Source organism: Streptomyces sp. Ru71 (genome assembly GCF_002920535.1).
GTDB lineage: Bacteria > Actinomycetota > Actinomycetes > Streptomycetales > Streptomycetaceae > Streptomyces.
In genome coordinates, this window is the sequence record NZ_PQSS01000088.1 from 1 (window position 1) to 13,208 (window position 13,208).

A 13,208-nucleotide genomic window follows, 5' to 3' on the forward strand; every position below is an offset into this window, starting at 1 on the left:
GTGCGGCCGTCGGGTCCGGCCCGCGTGGGACGGGCGGGTCGGCGTTCGCGCGGTCACCCTCCGGCCCGGCCCGCGGCCCCTATGTCACCGGCGTCGGCGCCGGCGCCGGTGTCGGCCGGCCGCGGCGGCGGCGAGCTAGCGCCAGGCCTCGTCCGCCGCCCGCAGGGCCGGCTGGATGTCCGTCGGCAGGCCCTTCTCCGTCAGGGCCGTGCCCAGGGCCGTCAGGGACGCGCGTACCGTGCCCGGGGTCGCGTCCGGGCCGTAGTGGTTGACGCGGATCATCTCCTTGGCCAGCGCGCCCCCGCCCGCGGCCAGCGGCAGCGCCGGGTCGCTCGCCAGGGCGTGGGCGACCAGCTCGGCGGCGTCCACCCCGGCCGGGGCCCGCAGGGTCGTGGCGACCGGTGCCGCCTCCGCCGCCTCGTACACGTACGGCTCAAGGCCCGCGCCCAGCGCCACCGCACCCGCGCGCGTGGCCGCCGCCGCACGGGCGTGCCGGGCCATCACGGCGTCCAGGCCGTCCGCCTCGATACGGTCCAGGCACGCCTCCAGCGCCAGCATCTCCAGCTGCGCCGGCGCGTGCGGCAGCGCCTTGCGGCCGCCGTCGATCCAGCGCTCCTTCCAGTCCAGCAGGGAGAGGTAGGACCGGCGCGGCGCCCCCGGGTTGGCCGCCATCCGCGCCCACGCCCGCTCGCTCACCGACACCGCCGACACCCCGGCGGGACCGCCCATCGCCTTCTGCGCGCCGATCACGCACAGGTCGACACCCCACGCGTCCACGAGCACCGGCTCCGCGCCGACCGAGGCCACCGCGTCCAGGTAGAACAGCGCGCCGTGCTCCCGCACCACCGGGCCGATCTCGGCCACCGGGTTGGTGTTGCCGGTCGCCGCCTCCGCGTGCACCAGCGACACGAAGTCGATCTCCGGGTGCTCGGCGAGGGCCTGCCGGATCTGCTCGGCGCTCACCGCCGTGTGGAACGGCACCGCCAGGTCGATCACCTTCGCCCCGCAGTCCCGCAGCCAGTTGCCGAAGGTCTGCCCGTACGGACCCGTGATCACGTTCAGCGCGGTGGTGCCCGGCCCGGCGGCCGCCCGGATCGCCCCCTCCAGCGGCAGCAGCGCCTCACCCTGCATGATCAGCACGTTCTGCTCGGTGGAGAGCAGCCGGGCCACCCGGTCCTCGATGGAGGCGAAGCGGGCGGCGCTCAGCGGGGCGAGGTCCAGGAAGGGGTGGGTCACGGCGGTGCTCTCTTCACTTCACGGGTACGACTGGCGGGGTAGGGCCATGTCGAGGGTAACCGTCACCCCCAGAGCGCCTTCCTTCGCGGCGCCTTGGGCGGGTTGGTCCCCCTTGCCCGGGGCGTCTTTCTAAGGTGAGACCGCCCTGTAACCATCGGTTTGATTTGAGAGGCCCAAACCTCTCCTTATAATCGGAACTCTCAGTTCCAACACAGGAGGCTCCCCCGTGAACACGCTCCTCGGGCGCCGGACCCGCGTTCTGGCCGCCACCACCGCGACGGCCGGGCTGATGCTCGTGGCCGCGTGCACCTCCACCAACGACGGCGGCAGCGGCTCCAAGACCGCCGCCGGCGGGGTCGAGGTCGTGAAGGCGGGGCAGCTCACCACGTGCACCCACCTTCCCTACCCGCCGTTCCAGTCGGAGATCGACGGCAAGGTGCAGGGCTTCGACGTCTCGCTGATCGACCTGGTCGCCAAGGACCTCGGCGTGAAGCAGCAGATCCTCGACACCCCGTTCGAGAACTTCAAGACCGGCGCCTTCCTCAACGCCGGCAAGTGCGACCTGGCCGCGGCCGGCATGACCATCACCGAGGAGCGCAAGAAGAACGTCGACTTCTCCGACCCGTACTTCGACGCCACCCAGGCCGTCCTGGTCGACAAGAGCAGCGGCGTGAACTCGCTGGCCGACGTCAAGGCCAAGAACGTCAAGCTCGGCGCCCAGGCGCAGACCACCGGCGAGGACTACGCCAAGAGCAAGGGCTTCGACCCGGTCTCCTTCGAGTCCTCCGACGCCGTCCTCAACGGCCTGCGCACCGGCCAGGTCAAGGCCGTCATCATCGACTACCCGGTCGTCCAGGGCTGGCTGAAGGACAAGGCCAACGCCGACAAGTTCAAGGTCGTCGACAACCTCAACACCGGCGAGCAGTACGGCTTCACGGTGAAGAAGGGCAACACCAAGCTGCGCGAGGCCATCAACAAGGCGATCGCCAAGGCCAAGGCCGACGGCACGTACAAGAAGCTGTACGAGCAGTGGATCGGCCCCTACGACGCCTCCGCCGCCTCGCCCGCCGCCTCATGACCGCGACGGACACCGAAGTCCAGCCGCGCAAGAAGGGCCTGACCCGGCGTCAGAAGCGCAGTGTGTCCCGTGGCGTGCAGTACGCCGTCTTCGTCGCCGCCGTGATCGCGCTCGCGGTCACGGCGGACTGGGGGCGGCTGCAGAACCAGTTCGCGCAGAAGGACATCGCGCGGCAGATGTTCCCGGACGTCATCACGCTCGCGCTGAAGAACACCGTGCTGTACACGGTGTCCGGCTTCGTCGTCGGACTCGCGCTCGGCATGGTGATCGCGCTGATGCGGCTGTCGTCCGTCGGCCCCTACCGCTGGCTGGCCGGCATCTACATCGAGATCTTCCGCGGCCTGCCCGCCCTGCTGATCTTCATCTTCATCGGCGTGGCTGTGCCGCTCGCCTTCCCCGGCACCGAGATCGTCGGCGGCACCTACGGCAAGGTCGCCATCGCGCTCGGCCTGGTCGCCGCCGCCTACATGGCGGAGACGATCCGCGCCGGCATCCAGGCCGTGCCCAAGGGCCAGATGGAGGCCGCCCGCTCGCTGGGCTTCTCGCCCGCCCGGGCCATGATCTCCGTGATCATCCCGCAGGCGTTCCGGATCATCCTGCCGCCGCTGACCAACGAGCTCGTCCTGCTGTTCAAGGACTCCTCCCTCGTCCTCTTCCTCGGTGTCACCCTGGAGGAGCGCGACCTGTCCAAGTACGGCCGCGACCTCGCCAGCACCACCGCCAACTCCACCCCGATCCTGGTGGCCGGCCTGTGCTACTTGCTGATCACGATCCCGCTGGGCTTCGTCGTGCGCCGCATGGAGGCCAAGGCCCAGGAGGCCGTCAAGTGAGCCGACCCGAGATCGAGATCAGGGACCTGCACAAGTCCTTCGGGGACAACGAGGTGCTGCGCGGTATCGACCTGGAGATCGGCCAGGGCGAGGTCGTCTGCGTCATCGGCCCCTCCGGCTCCGGCAAGTCCACGCTGCTGCGCTGCGTGAACCTGCTGGAGGAACCGAGCAAGGGCCAGGTCTTCGTCGGCGGCGCCGAGGTCACCGACCCGGACGTCGACATCGACGCCGTACGCCGCCGTATCGGCATGGTGTTCCAGCAGTTCAACCTCTTCCCGCACCTGACGGTGACCGAGAACCTCACCCTGCCGCAGCGCAGGGTGCTGCGGCGGGACAAGGCGAGCGCCGCGAAGGTGGCCGCGGAGAACCTGGAGCGCGTCGGCCTGTCGGAGAAGGCCGACGCCTACCCGTCCTCCCTCTCCGGCGGCCAGCAGCAGCGCGTCGCCATCGCGCGGGCGCTGGCGATGGGTCCCGAGGTGATGCTGTTCGACGAGCCGACCTCCGCGCTCGACCCGGAGCTGGTCGGCGACGTCCTCGCGGTCATGCGGATGCTCGCCCGGGACGGCATGACGATGATGGTCGTCACCCATGAGATGACCTTCGCCCGCGAGGTGGCCGACCGGGTCGTCTTCATGGACGGCGGCGTGATCGTCGAGGACGGCAGCCCCGAGCAGGTCATCACCCAGCCGCGCCACGAGCGCACCCGCCACTTCCTCTCCCGCCTCCTCGACCCGGCGATGGCCGAGGTGGAGGAGGAGACCTCCGACCAGGTGGGCAAGAGCGAGTAGCTGCTGATTACAGTGCCGTGCATGAGCGATGGCGCGGTGCTGCATGTGAAGGGCCGGATCCTCGTCGGACCCGACGACGTCCGGGACGAACTGTGGGTGGTCGGCGGGCGGATCTCCTACGACCGCCCGGCCGGCGCCCGTGACGTGCGCACGGTCGAGGGCTGGGCGCTGCCCGGCCTGGTCGACGCGCACTGCCACGTCGGCCTGGACGCGCACGGCCCGGTGGAGCCGGAGACGGCCGAGAAGCAGGCCCTCACCGACCGCGACGCAGGCGCCCTGCTGCTGCGCGACGCCGGTTCGCCGTCCGATACCCGCTGGATCGACGACCGGGACGACCTGCCGAAGATCATCCGTGCGGGCCGGCACATCGCCCGCACCCGCCGCTACATCCGCAACTACGCCTGGGAGATCGAACCCGACGACCTCGTCGCCTACGTCGCGCAGGAGGCCCGGCGCGGCGACGGCTGGGTCAAGCTCGTCGGCGACTGGATCGACCGCGACCTCGGCGACCTGTCCGCCTGCTGGCCCCGCGAGGCCGTGCAGGCGGCCATCGCCGAGGCCCACCGCCTGGGCGCCCGTGTCACCGCCCACTGCTTCGCCGAGGACTCGCTGCGTGACCTGGTGGAAGCCGGGATCGACTGCGTCGAGCACGCGACCGGCCTGACCGAGGAGACCATCCCGCTGTTCGCCGAGCGCGGCGTGGCCATCGTCCCGACACTGGTCAACATCGCCACCTTCCCGCAGCTGGCGGCCGGCGGCGAGAGCAGGTTCCCGCGCTGGTCGGACCATATGCGCCGGCTGCACGAGCGCCGTTACGACACCGTGCGCGCGGCCTACGACGCCGGCATCCCGGTGTACGTCGGCACCGACGCCGGCGGCTCCCTCCCGCACGGCCTGGTCGGCGCGGAGGTGGCCGAGCTGGTGACGGCCGGCATCCCGCCGATCGAGGCGCTCTCCGCGACGACCTGGGGCGCCCGCGCCTGGCTGGGCCGCCCCGGTCTGGAGGAGGGCGCACCGGCCGACCTGGTGGTGTACGACAGCGACCCGCGCGCGGACGTGCGCGTGCTGGTCTCCCCGCGCCGGGTCGTGGTGAACGGGACGGTGGTGAGCTGAGCGTTCTGCTGGGACGCGGGATTCGAAGGCGTGCACGACGAACACCCTTTGGAGTGAAGTGCCCACTCTCCGCTGACCGTTGGGCGTTCGAGCCGTAATCCTTGCGGGGTCCCGAAGCGTTCCTTCTCTGGGGGTCCCACCCTTGAACGGCAACACCTTCCGCATGCCCGCACGCCGCCGACGCCTGACCGCCGTCGCGGCCGCCACGACCCTGGCCGCGGCTCCCGTGGTCCTCGCGGGCGCCGGACCGGCCCACGCCACCGGCGACCAGGGCCGGGCGAGCGCCGTCGTCCTGCGCACCGGCCTCGACGTGTCCCTGCTCGACAAGACCGTGAACGTCCCGCTCGCGGTCTCCCTCAACGAGGTCGAGGCGCCCCGCAGCGCGCAGAAGACCGCGCTGTCCATCCGGCTGGACGGAGTGAACGGCGGCAACCCGTTCAGCGTGCTGAGCGCCGACGTGGCCACCGCGAAGGCGACGGTCACGGGCGGGAAGGCGGAGGGGACGACCCGGCTCGCCCACGCCCGCCTGCACGTGCCCGGCCTGCCGCTGCTGTCGCTGATCGAGGTCGAGGACGTCACGTCGAAGGCGACCTGCGAGGCCGGGAAGGCCCCGGTTGCCACGTCGAACGTGCTGGGCGCGGTGACGGTCCTCGGCAAGCGCGTCACGCTCACGGCGGGCGGCACGAGCGAGGTGAAGGTGCCGGGCGTGGGCGAGGTCCGCCTGGACCTGTCCCAGAGGGAGACGACCTCCCGCACGGCGGCGGCGACGGCCCTGGAACTCAAGGTGTCCGTCAACCCGCTGAAGCTCAACGTGGCGGAGGTGAACGGCACGGTGACCCTGGCGAAGGCGACCTGCCAGGCCCCCAGCCCGGCCGCGCCCGCGCCGAAACCGGCCGCCGCCGACCCGGCCCCGGACGTCCAGCCGCAGGGCGCACCGGCCCAGGCCGACCTCGCCGAGACCGGCGGCAACTCCCTGACCCCGTACATCGCGGGCGGCTCCGTGATCCTGCTGGCGGCGGGCGCGGGAGCGGTGGCGCTGGCCCGCCGCCGGGGCTGATCCCTACGGCGTCAGCGCCGACGCCAGTGCCTGGAGGAAGCCGTCCGTCGTCGCCCGGTCCCGCACGGCCAGGCGGAGCCAGTCCTCCCCGAGCCCCGGGAAGGTGTCCCCGCGCCGGACGGCGTACCCCAGGGCCCGCAGGCGCCGGCGTACGACGGCGGCACCCGGCAGCCGGATGGCCACGAACGGTCCCTCGGCCGGGGTCACCACGCGCACGCCCAGACGCTGCAACCCGTCGATGAGGTGGGCGCGGTCCGCCGCGATCGACTCCGCCGCCCGGGACGCCTCCGCCAGCGCCGCCGGCCGCACGCACGCCTCGGCCGCGGCCAGCGCCGGGGTGGACACCGGCCACAGCGGCTGGGCCCGTTCCAGTTCGGCGATCGTCTCGGGGGCGGCGAGGACGTAGCCGATGCGCAGTCCGGCCAGGCCCCAGGTCTTGGTCAGGCTGCGCAGCACCACCAGGCCCGGCACGTCCGTCCGCCCCGCCAGCGATTCCCGCTCACCCGGCACCGCGTCCATGAACGCCTCGTCGACCACCAGCGTCCGCCCCGGGCGGGCCAGCGAGACGATCCGCGCGGCCGGGTGCAGCACCGACGTGGGGTTCGTCGGATTGCCGACCACCACCAGGTCCGCGTCCTCGGGCACCGCCTCCGGATCGAGCCGGAAGCCGTCCGACTCCCGCAGCAGCACCCGGTCCACGGTGTGCCCCGCGTCCCGCAGCGCCGCCTCCGGCTCCGTGAACTGCGGGTGCACCACGACCGGTTGCCGCACCTTCAGCGCCCGCGCCAGCAGCACGAACGCCTCCGCCGCCCCGGCCGTCAGCAGCACCCGCTCGACCGGCAGCCCGTGCCGCGCCGCCACCGCCGCCCGCGCGGCCCGCCCGTCCGGGTAGGCGGCGAGGCCGGCCAGCGAGTCCGCGATCCGCTCCCGCAGCCAGGCCGGCGGCGTGTCCGCGCGGACGTTCACCGCGAGGTCGACCAGCTCGGACCCGTCGTCGCGCACCTCGGCGTCGCCGTGGTGCCGCAGATCGTGCCCGTCAGTGCGCATGGGAGTGCGTGTGCCCGTGGCCGTGGCCAGGCCCGTGGTGGTGATGGCCGTCGTCGTCCGGGTGGAAGTGCGGCTGCTGCGGCAGTCCCACCTTGTCCTCGAACCCCGGCAGCGCGATCCGGTACACGCACGAGTCGCAGTTCATCCGCAGGTCGCCCTTGACGGCCTCCTCGTAGCGCTCCATCACCAGGTCCAGCAGCTCCGGCTCGGGCCCGATGACGTCCGCCGACCGCACGTCCAGCTCGGGGTGCGCGGCGGCCCACTCCTCGGTCTGCTGCCGCACCCGGTCCGGCAGGATGCCGGTGAACAGGAAGTACGGCAGCACCACGATCCGCCGCGCCCCGAGCTTGGCGCACCGCTCAAGACCGCTCGGCACGTCCGGCGCCGCCAGCGACACGAACGCGGTCTCCACGGCGGCGTATCCGCGTCCCTCCCACAGCAGCCGGGCCGCCTTGAACACCTCGGCGTTGGCGTCGGGGTCGGTGGAGCCGCGCCCGACCAGCAGCACGGTCACCTCGGAGCGGTCCACGCCGTCCAGCACCTGCTCCAGGCGCCGCTCCAGCACGTTCAGCAGCGACGGGTGCGGGCCCAGCGGACGGCCGTAGGTGTACGTGATGCCCGGGTGCCGCTCCTTCTCGCGGGCCAGCGCCGCCGGGATGTCGCCCTTGGCGTGCCCGGCGGACACCAGCATCAGCGGGACCGCGGCGAAGCGGCGCACCCCGCGCTCCACCAGCTCGGTCACGGCCTCGCCGAGCGGCGGCGGGGACAGCTCGATGAAGCCGCCCGCGACGGGCAGTTCGGGGTGGCGGCGGCCCAGCTCGCGGACGAAGTCGCGGAACGCCTCGGCTCCGGCGTCGTCCCGGGTGCCGTGGCCGGCGATGAGCAGGGCGGGCGGGGTGGTCACGCGTTCTCCTCGGTGGAAAGGGGGTGGTACAGCAGGGCGTTGAGCGCGGCGGAGGCGACCGCCGACCCGCCCTTCTCGGACACGTTGCTCACGGCGGGCAGCCCGCTCTCGCGCAGCGCGGCCTTGGACTCGACGGCCCCGACGAAACCGACGGGCAGACCGATGACGAGCGCCGGGGCGGCGTCCAGCGTCAGCAGCTCCTCCAGCGCGGTCGGCGCGTTGCCGATCACCCACAGGGCGCCGGGCCCGACCTGCTCGTAGGCGAGCCGGATGCCGTGCGCCGAACGGGTCAGTCCGGGGCCGGCCACGGCGTCCTTGAGCCGGCACACGGTCTCCCGGCGGGTGATGCCGGCCCCGACCATCTCGACGTCGACGACGACCGGCGCACCGGCGTGCAGCGCGGCGTGCGCCTTCACCAGGTCGTCCTCGTCCATGACGAGATCGCTCGCGTACTCCAGGTCGGCGGCGGAGTGGATGACCCGCTCCACCACGGCCCGGGTCAGCGGCGGGAAGTGCGAGGTGTCCAGCCGGGCCCGCAGCCGCCGGTAGGACTCCTGCTCGATGGGGTGGACGACGCGGTTCACCGGGCCTCCTCCTGGGTGGTCTGCCAGCGGTAGCCGCGCGGGGTCACCATGCGGCCCGCGATGTTCCGGGTCGCGGTGTTGCCCACGGTCACGACCGTCATCATGTCGACCGTCGCCGGGTCGAGATCGCCGAGCGTCGTCACCCGGGCCGCCTCGTCCGACCGCGAGGCGTTGCGTACGACGCCGACGGGCGTGGCCGGCTCGCGGTGCTCGGCGAGGATCGCCAGCGCCTTGGGCAGCTGCCAGTCGCGGCCCCGGGAGCGCGGGTTGTAGAAGGTGACCACCAGGTCCGCCTCGGCCGCCGCCCGCACCCGCCGCTCGATGACCTCCCACGGCGTGTGCAGGTCGGACAGCGAGATCGACACATGGTCGTGGCCCAGCGGCGCACCCAGGATCGCCCCGGCCGCGAGCGCGGCGGTCACGCCGGGCACACCGATCACGTCGATGTCGTCGGAGGCCTCCGCGAGCGCGGGCGAGGCCATCGCGTACACCCCGGCGTCACCGCTGCCGATCAGCGCGACCGCCTGCCCGCGCCGGGCCTCGGCGACCGCCGTGCGGGCCCGCTCCTCCTCGGCGCCCAGCCCCGACTCCAGGACCCGGGTGCCGGGGCGCAGCAGATCGCGGATCTGGTCGACGTACTGGTCGAGACCCACCAGGACGGAGGCGCGGCGCAGTTCGGCCTTGGCGCGCGGCGTGAGCAAGTCCCGGGCGCCCGGCCCGAGGCCGACCACCGCGAGCCGCCCGCGCCCCGGACGCCGTACGACGGCACAGGTCGCCATGGCGGGGGAGCCGTCCGCACGCTCGGACTTCCGCTTGGGGACGAGGAGTTCACCGCCCCGGGCGAGCGCGGCGGCCTCGGCCACGGACGGGGTGCCGACGGCCGTGAGCGGCGCGTCGGACGGGTTCGGCACCTCCACCGCGGCCAGCTCCTCGGCCGGGTACGTCACCAGCGGCACGCCGAGCCGTTCGGCGGCCTCGACGATGCCGGGCTCGCCGGCCTTGGCGTCCACCGTGGCCAGCTCGGCGAGCGACCGCACCGACAGTCCCGCCTCCGCCAGCGCGGTCTCGACCAGCGCCAGCACCTCGTCCACCGGGGCACCCTTGGACGCACCCACGCCGGCCACCAGCGTCGGCGGCCGCAGCAGCACCTCGCGCTCCCCGGCGGTGATCGCCCGGTCGGTGACGCGGATCGTGTACGCGCCGCCCGCCTCGGCGACCGGCAGCGGCGGCAGCGGCCACGCCACCTCCGCCTCCAGTCCGACCGGTTCCCCGTCCAGCAGCGCCCGCGACACGGCCGCGACGGCGCCCTCGACGGGCAGGCCCAGGGTGTCCAGGCCGGCCAGCCCGACGGCGTCCGTCGCCGTCGTCACCACCGGCACCGCGCCCAGCACCTCGGCGACCTCGGCGGCGAGTTCGTTGGCCCCGCCGCCGTGCCCGCCGAGCACCGGCACCGCGAACCGCCCGCCCTCGTCGACGCACACCACGCCCGGGTCGGTCGTCTTGTCGCCCAGCAGCGGCGCGACCAGCCGGACGGTCGCGCCGGTCGCCAGGAAGCACACCAGCTGCTCGCACTCCGCGAACGCGCGCCGCACGGCGTCCGCGACACCGCCGTCGTACACGCGGGTGCGCTCCGGCCACGCCGCGGCCAGCCGGTCCCGCGCCGCCGCCCCCGCCGCGGTGGCGGAAATGAGGCCGATCACTGGGTATCTCCTTCGTCAGCAGAAGCCGGGGGCCGCACGCCCCACAGCAGGAAAACGGGGTTGGCCGCCGCGAGCCGGGTCACGTCCCCCGGCAGCGGCGCCAGCCGCGACGACTGCAGCAGCACGCCGTCGACGTCGAACCCGGCGTCCGCCAGCGCGGCCCGCGCCGCCGGCACCCGGTCCAGGGCGGCCAGGGCGACCACCACGGTCCGCCGGGCACGCCGCGCGCACGCCGTGACGACGGCGGGCAGCTCCCGCCCGCCGCCCCCGACGAACACCGCGTCGGGCGCGTCCAGATCGGACAGCGCGGCCGGCGCCGCCCCGTGCACCACGTGCACATCGACGCCGTGCGCGGCCGCGTTGGCGCGGATCCGCTCGACACCGTCCGGGGCCTTCTCCACCGCGGTGACGGCGGCCCCGAGCCGCGCGCACTCCACGGCCACCGAACCGGAACCGGCGCCGACGTCCCACACCAGGTCGCCGGGGCGCGGCCCCAGCCGGGCCAGCGCCAGCGCCCGCACCTCGAACTTGGTGATCATCGAGTCGCGGTGCGCGAAGTCCTCCTCCGGAAGCGCCCAGCCCGCAGGCCCGGCACCCCGCCCGGCCAGCGTCCGTACGGCGCCCGGCGCCCGCCGCTCGTCCAGGCTGACGACGACGCTGACCGCCGTACCCCAGTCGCGGCCCGCGGCCTCGGCGGGCGTCACCCGCTCCAGCCGCTCGTCCGCCGAGCCCAGCGCGGTCGCCACGACGAGGGTGCGGTCGTACGACCGCAGCGCGGCACCGAGCTCGGCGGGGCCCGCGCCGGGACCGGTCAGCACCGCCACCTTCGGGTGCGCCCGGCAGACGTTGACGGCCGTACGCGGGTCACGTCCGTGCGCGCTGACCACCACGGCGTCCTCCCAGGTGAGCCCGAGCCGCGCGAACGCCGTCGCCACGGACGACACCCCGGGCCGCACGTCCAGCCGGTCCGCGCCGAACCGCTCCGCCAGCACCCGCACGATCCCGAAGAACCCCGGGTCACCGGAGGCCAGCACGACCACCGGCCGCTCCTTGCGGACGTACTCCTCGATCGTGTCCAGCGCCGGGGCCAGCGGTCCGAGCACGACCTGCTCGGCCGTCTCCGGCACCGCGGCCGCGTCCAGATGCCGCCGCCCGCCGACGACCAGCTCCGCGCCCGCGAGGACATGCGCGCCGACCGGCTCGCCCGTCCCCGCGCCCACGACCGTGATCACGTGCTCGCACCCCGTTCGCGCAGCGCCCTGCGGGCCTCCGGGTCGGCCTTGCGGTAGCCGTGGAAGTGGCCCGGGTGGTACAGGTGCGAGCGGGTGCCGTGCGCGTCGAGCGCCGGGCCGACCAGGAAGAGCGTGTGCTTCCAGAGCTTGTGCTCCTTGACGGTCTCCTCCAGCGTGCCGATCGTGCACTTCACGACCAGCTCCTCCGGCCAGGTCGCCTGGTAGGCGACGACGACCGGGGTGTCCGTCGGGTAACCGCCCTCCAGCAGCTCCCGCACCAGCTGCCCGCTGCGCGCCGCCGACAGGAACACCGCCATCGTGGTGCCGTGCTTGGCGAACTCGCGGACCTCCTCACCCGGCGGCATCGGCGTCTTGCCGCCGCCCAGCCGGGTCAGCACCACCGACTGCGCCACCTCCGGGATCGTCAGCTCCCGCTGCGCCAGCGCCGCCACCGCCGAGAACGACGACACGCCCGGCACGATCTCGGTGGCGATGCCGATCTCCTGGCAGCGGTCCAGCTGCTCCTGCGTGCCGCCCCACAGGGCCGGGTCGCCGGAGTGGATCCGCGCCACCTTCAGTCCCTCGTCGAACGCACGTCGGTACACGGCGACCACGTCCTCCAGCGACATCGTCGCCGAGTCCAGGATCTCCGCGTCCTCGCGGGCGTGTTCGAGGACCTCCGCCTGGACCAGGCTCGCCGCCCAGATCACGACGTCGGCCTCGGCGATGGCGCGCGCGGCACGGAACGTCAGCAGATCGGCGGCGCCGGGGCCGGCACCGACGAAGGTCACCTTGCCGGTGGGGGCATCGGCCATGGGAATCGGTCCTCTCCTACAGGTCGGTAAGTCGGTGCGTCAGGGGCTGTCGGACGTGCGCGCACGCCGGTGCATCGGATAGCAAGGGCCTATGGCGGTCTTCGTGGCGTTCGGCGCGTTCCTGATGACGCTGGCCGGCGGTTGGACGGCACAGCGTGTGACCGACCGCCGCCACCTGGTGCTGGGCCTGGCGGGCGGGCTGATGCTCGGTGTGGTCGGCCTGGACCTGCTGCCGGAGGCCCTGAGGGCGGCCGGCACCGAAATCCACGGCGTCCCGGCGGCGCTGCTGCTGTTCGTGGCCGGCTTCCTGCTGGCCCACCTCGTCGAACGCACCCTGGCCGCCCGCCGCGCCTCCCACGGAGGGGACGAGCACAACCACCGCGCGCCCGAGGTGGGCCTGACGGCCGCCGCCGCGATGGTCGGCCACAGCCTGATGGACGGCGTGGCGATCGGCGCGTCCTTCCAGGTCGGCGGCGGCATGGGCACGGCCGTCGCGCTCGCCGTCATCGCCCACGACTTCGCGGACGGCTTCAACACCTTCACGCTGACCAGCCTGTACGGCAACGCCCGCCGCAAGGCCTACGCGATGCTGTTCGCGGACGCCGTCGCCCCCGTCGCCGGAGCGGCCGCCTCGGCGTTCCTGACCGTCCCGGAGGGCGTCCTCGGCGGCTATCTCGGCCTGTTCGGCGGTGTGCTGCTCTACCTCGCCGCCGCCGAGATCCTGCCCGAGGCCCACCACGAGCACCCGGCCCGCTCCACGGTGCTGTGCACGGTGGCGGGGGCCGCGTTCATCTGGCTGGTCGTGGGCTTCAGCGGATGACGGC

At 73.8% G+C, this 13,208-nt stretch carries 13 protein-coding genes; 6 read left to right on the forward strand and 7 right to left on the reverse strand.

The window, feature by feature from the left end:
• Nucleotides 1–135: 135 nt before the first annotated feature.
• Nucleotides 136–1,236 carry an alanine--glyoxylate aminotransferase family protein gene (locus tag C3489_RS32730; protein WP_103785752.1) on the reverse strand — a complete coding sequence of 367 codons (1,101 nt, stop codon included), beginning with the start codon at nt 1,234–1,236 and terminating at the stop codon, nt 136–138.
• Nucleotides 1,237–1,462: 226 nt separating this feature from the next.
• On the opposite strand from C3489_RS32730, the gene C3489_RS32735 reads away from it, so the two are divergent.
• From C3489_RS32735 to C3489_RS32755, 5 genes are all read left to right on the forward strand, one after another.
• Entirely contained in the window at nt 1,463–2,314 is an 852-nt protein-coding gene (locus C3489_RS32735; RefSeq protein WP_103785753.1) for a transporter substrate-binding domain-containing protein, read from the forward strand.
• Nucleotides 2,311–3,144 carry an amino acid ABC transporter permease gene (locus C3489_RS32740; protein WP_103785754.1) on the forward strand — a complete coding sequence of 278 codons (834 nt, stop codon included), beginning with the start codon at nt 2,311–2,313 and terminating at the stop codon, nt 3,142–3,144. The genes C3489_RS32735 and C3489_RS32740 overlap by 4 nt, the downstream gene beginning before the upstream one ends.
• Nucleotides 3,141–3,932 (forward strand): amino acid ABC transporter ATP-binding protein, encoded by a 792-nt coding sequence (locus tag C3489_RS32745; RefSeq protein WP_103785755.1) that lies wholly within the window; start codon nt 3,141–3,143, stop codon nt 3,930–3,932. Before C3489_RS32740 ends, C3489_RS32745 begins: the two co-directional genes overlap by 4 nt.
• Before the next feature lie 21 nt (nt 3,933–3,953).
• On the forward strand, nt 3,954–5,045 hold the full coding sequence (locus C3489_RS32750) for an amidohydrolase family protein (protein WP_103785756.1): 1,092 nt from the start codon (nt 3,954–3,956) through the stop codon (nt 5,043–5,045).
• Between the two features lie 142 nt (nt 5,046–5,187).
• On the forward strand, nt 5,188–6,102 hold the full coding sequence (locus C3489_RS32755) for an SCO1860 family LAETG-anchored protein (RefSeq protein WP_103785757.1): 915 nt from the start codon (nt 5,188–5,190) through the stop codon (nt 6,100–6,102).
• Nucleotides 6,103–6,105: 3 nt separating this feature from the next.
• On the opposite strand, the gene cobC is transcribed toward C3489_RS32755, so the two are convergent.
• The 6 genes from cobC to cobM are packed head-to-tail and all read right to left on the reverse strand — an operon-like array spanning nt 6,106 to nt 12,384.
• Nucleotides 6,106–7,149, reverse strand: coding sequence for an Rv2231c family pyridoxal phosphate-dependent protein CobC (gene cobC / locus C3489_RS32760; protein WP_103785758.1), 1,044 nt, complete (start codon nt 7,147–7,149; stop codon nt 6,106–6,108).
• On the reverse strand, nt 7,139–8,053 hold the full coding sequence (locus tag C3489_RS32765) for a sirohydrochlorin chelatase (RefSeq protein WP_103785759.1): 915 nt from the start codon (nt 8,051–8,053) through the stop codon (nt 7,139–7,141). The genes cobC and C3489_RS32765 overlap by 11 nt, the downstream gene beginning before the upstream one ends.
• A complete protein-coding gene (locus C3489_RS32770; RefSeq protein WP_103785760.1) occupies nt 8,050–8,637 on the reverse strand; it encodes a precorrin-8X methylmutase in 588 nt (195 codons plus the stop codon). Before C3489_RS32770 ends, C3489_RS32765 begins: the two co-directional genes overlap by 4 nt.
• Nucleotides 8,634–10,337 carry a precorrin-3B C(17)-methyltransferase gene (gene cobJ / locus C3489_RS32775; protein ID WP_103785761.1) on the reverse strand — a complete coding sequence of 568 codons (1,704 nt, stop codon included), beginning with the start codon at nt 10,335–10,337 and terminating at the stop codon, nt 8,634–8,636. The genes C3489_RS32770 and cobJ overlap by 4 nt, the downstream gene beginning before the upstream one ends.
• Nucleotides 10,334–11,569, reverse strand: coding sequence for a precorrin-6y C5,15-methyltransferase (decarboxylating) subunit CbiE (gene cbiE / locus C3489_RS32780; protein ID WP_103785762.1), 1,236 nt, complete (start codon nt 11,567–11,569; stop codon nt 10,334–10,336). The genes cobJ and cbiE overlap by 4 nt, the downstream gene beginning before the upstream one ends.
• Nucleotides 11,566–12,384: a precorrin-4 C(11)-methyltransferase gene (gene cobM, locus C3489_RS32785; protein ID WP_103785763.1), complete on the reverse strand. Its 819-nt coding sequence runs from the start codon at nt 12,382–12,384 to the stop codon at nt 11,566–11,568. The genes cbiE and cobM overlap by 4 nt, the downstream gene beginning before the upstream one ends.
• Before the next feature lie 91 nt (nt 12,385–12,475).
• On the opposite strand from cobM, the gene C3489_RS32790 reads away from it, so the two are divergent.
• Nucleotides 12,476–13,204, forward strand: coding sequence for a ZIP family metal transporter (locus C3489_RS32790; protein WP_103785764.1), 729 nt, complete (start codon nt 12,476–12,478; stop codon nt 13,202–13,204).
• Nucleotides 13,205–13,208: the final 4 nt, after the last annotated feature.

Bases quoted from the DNA above. Each gene is read 5' to 3' on its own strand.
- C3489_RS32740 (WP_103785754.1), top strand. From the start codon at position 2,311: ATGACCGCGACGGACACCGAAGTCCAGCCGCGCAAGAAGGGCCTGACC.
- C3489_RS32750 (WP_103785756.1), top strand. From the start codon at position 3,954: ATGAGCGATGGCGCGGTGCTGCATGTGAAGGGCCGGATCCTCGTCGGA.
- cobC (WP_103785758.1), bottom strand. From the start codon at position 7,149: ATGCGCACTGACGGGCACGATCTGCGGCACCACGGCGACGCCGAGGTG.
- cobM (WP_103785763.1), bottom strand. From the start codon at position 12,384: ATGGCCGATGCCCCCACCGGCAAGGTGACCTTCGTCGGTGCCGGCCCC.
- C3489_RS32790 (WP_103785764.1), top strand. From the start codon at position 12,476: ATGGCGGTCTTCGTGGCGTTCGGCGCGTTCCTGATGACGCTGGCCGGC.